3 protein-coding genes are annotated in these 2889 nt (G+C 64.1%); all 3 read left to right on the top strand.

The features are described 5' to 3' along the window. Positions 1-119: 119 nt before the first annotated feature. Positions 120-851 (top strand): damage-inducible mutagenesis protein, encoded by a 732-nt coding sequence (locus JHD07_RS36970; protein WP_291631171.1) that lies wholly within the window; start codon positions 120-122, stop codon positions 849-851. Continuing rightward, positions 772-2325 (top strand): DNA polymerase Y family protein, encoded by a 1554-nt coding sequence (locus tag JHD07_RS36965; protein WP_291631169.1) that lies wholly within the window; start codon positions 772-774, stop codon positions 2323-2325. Before JHD07_RS36970 ends, JHD07_RS36965 begins: the two co-directional genes overlap by 80 nt. Then, a partial coding sequence (locus JHD07_RS36960) for a PHP domain-containing protein (protein WP_291631167.1) occupies positions 2322-2889 on the top strand: 568 nt, incomplete at its 3' end. The genes JHD07_RS36965 and JHD07_RS36960, both read left to right, overlap by 4 nt.

The raw sequence follows: 2889 nt of genomic DNA, 5'->3' as shown, positions 1-2889 counted from the left end.
CCGACGGAACGTCAGATCATCACTTTACACTTGCAACGCGGGAGCCATCCACAGATGACAGTCCGGGGAGTCATGGAGAACAGAGAGGGAACACACTGTTAGACCGATGAGACCAAGGAATGTCCCGCAATGCCATCCTCGAGGATTTGCGTTCGTCGATCGCCCATGTGACGGGCGATGGGCGCCGTCATGGCGTCCATCCTTTCGGCCTTGACGACATCGACGATCATCTGCCCGGAAATGGTCTTGCAACCGGCGCATTGCATGAGGTTCTGGGCTCTCCCGACATTTGCGACGACGCAGCCGCAACGATATTTATCGCAGGCATATTGGCGCGCATGGAAGGCCCGGTTTTCTGGTGTCTGCGCTGGCGCGATTTGTTCACCCCTGCCCTCGACCTTGCAGGCCTTCATCCTGACCGCCTGACCATCGTCGAGCCTGGCAATGACAAGGGCGCGCTGATCGCGATGGAAGATTGCCTGCGCGTGGCTGGCATCGCCGGCGTTGTGGGCGAGGTCTCAAAGCTCTCGACGACTGCGTCGAAACGGCTTCAGCTTGCTGCCGAAGGGTCTGGGGTGACTGCGTTCATCCTGCGTCGCGCCGCCAAGGCGGACGCACTGATCGAGGGCTCTGCAGCGCAGACCCGATGGCGTGTTACGGCATCACCGAGCGCAGATCTGGGCATCCCTGCCCTTGCCCGCACGCGCTGGTCGGTCGCGCTCGAGCGCGTCCGCGGCGCAGAACCTAAAAGCTGGATAGTGGAGGCCTGCGATGCGCAGGGTCGTCTCGCTCTACCTGCCATACTGGTCGACAGACCGGATCAGCAGGAAGCGTGGCGTATCGCCGTCTGAGGCGAACGCAGCGCTATCTGGTCAGCCGCTTGTCACGGCCATAGAATCGCACGGTCGCAAGCTGATCGCGGCGGTAGACGCGCTTGGCCGCAGCCTTGGCATCACGCCCGGCATGAGCGTCACCAAGGCAAGGACCATGGTGCCCGATCTTGACGTGCTCGATGCAGACGAAGCGGCCGACGCGCAAGGGCTTGAGCGGCTCGCTCTATGGGCAGGGCAGCGCTACGCCCCCTTCGTCGCGGTCGATTACCCCGATGGCCTGTGGCTCGACATCAGCGGATGCGGCGAACTGTTCGGCGGCGAGGAAGCGCTGGTCAAGGACCTGTTCCGCCGGGTGAACGGCTCGGGCCTTACAGCACAGATCGCTGTTGCTGACACGGCGGGCTGCGCGCATGCGGTCGCGCGCCATGTCCCTGCCGGTCGCCCGGTTATCATTCTTCCTGGAGACCAGAAGAAGGCGGTCGGCCTTCTACCCCTTGCCGCCCTGCGCATCCCAGCAAAAGTGGCAAGCGATCTGCACAAGATGGGCTTCACCCGGATCGAGCAACTCATTGCCGAGCCGCGTGGTCCCATTGCGCGCCGCTACGGACATGAACTCTACCGCCGCCTCGACCAAGCCCTTGGCCATGCGCCAGAGGCGATGGTGCCGATCTTCCCACAGGCACTGCCCCAGGCGCGCCGCGGGCTTCTTGAACCCATCGGTACGGCCGACGCCATCGCGAAGGTCATCAGCGATCTCACCGACGACATTTGCGCTGCGTTGATGCGGGGCGGCACCGGCGCGCGGCGCCTCGACCTCCATTGCGAACGGGTCGATGGCCAATATCAGTCCGTCAGGATCGGGATGGCGTCTCCTACAAGGGATGCCCGGCATCTGACAAAGCTCCTGGTTCCCAGGATCGAGCGGATTGATCCAGGCCTTGGGATTGAGACCATGATCCTGATCGCGCCGATCGTCGAACCACTCCGCAGCGCACAGGCTGATCTTACAGGCGATACGCATCGCGGCCCGGACCTTGGTGCCCTTATCGACGCGCTGGCGAACCGTTTCGGCTATGACCGGCTGTACGGCACGACGCCCTGCTCGTCCGCCATGCCCGAACGAACGGTCAAGCGCACAATGGCGCTGCGCGAGGGCGCGGATCGGCGCTGGAACGCTGTCCTGCCGCGCCCGGGCCGCATGATCGAACCGCCCGAGCCGGTCCAGGTGATCGCGATGATGCCCGACCATCCGCCGGCCCAGTTCGTCTGGCGGGGCAAACGCCGCAAGGTGGTTCAGGCCGATGGTCCCGAACGCCTCCAGGGCGAATGGTGGCGCGCCAAGGGCCTGGAAGCCGACAGCCCCTATCTCGTGCGCGACTATTTCCAGGTCGAGGTCGAGGGCGGCGGGCGCTACTGGCTGTTCCGCTTGGGCGACGGCCAATGGTCGTCGACCGGACCCATGGCCTGGTTCATCCATGGCGCCTTCGCATGAGCCTTGCCGATCAGCGCTATGTCGAGTTGCAGGCGACGAGCCATTTCAGCTTCCTGCGGGGTGCATCCTCGCCTGAGGAACTGCTCTCGGCCGCCGCTATGCTGGACATGCCGGCGATCGGCATCGTGGATCGCAACAGTCTGGCGGGATTGGTGCGCGCCTGGGACGCTGGCCGCTCGACAGGCGTGCGCGTCATCAACGGCTGCAGGCTGGATCTATCCTGTGGCGCTGGCCTGCTGGTCTATCCCACGGACCGCGCCGCCTATGGTCGGCTCTGTCGTCTGTTAACGCTTGGCAAATCGCGCGCCGGCAAAGGAGGTTGCGAACTCCATTGGGATGATGTCGCCACATGGAGCGATGGCCTCATCGCCATCCTTATCCCCAGTAGCGACGACGCAAAAACGCAGGCGAACCTCGTCTCGGTCTCATCCATCTTTCAGGAACGCAGCTATATCGCACTGACCTTGCAGCGGCAGGCCGGCGATGCGTTGCGGTTGCGGCGCCTGACACAGATGGCACAGCAGGCGCGCGTCGCAACCGTCGCCACCGGCGATGTCCTTTACC

This window comes from Bradyrhizobium sp. (assembly GCF_016462955.1).
Lineage (GTDB): Bacteria > Pseudomonadota > Alphaproteobacteria > Rhizobiales > Xanthobacteraceae > Bradyrhizobium.
The sequence above is the reverse complement of the archived record's forward strand: the minus strand, read 5'-3'. Positions and strand labels throughout refer to the sequence as shown.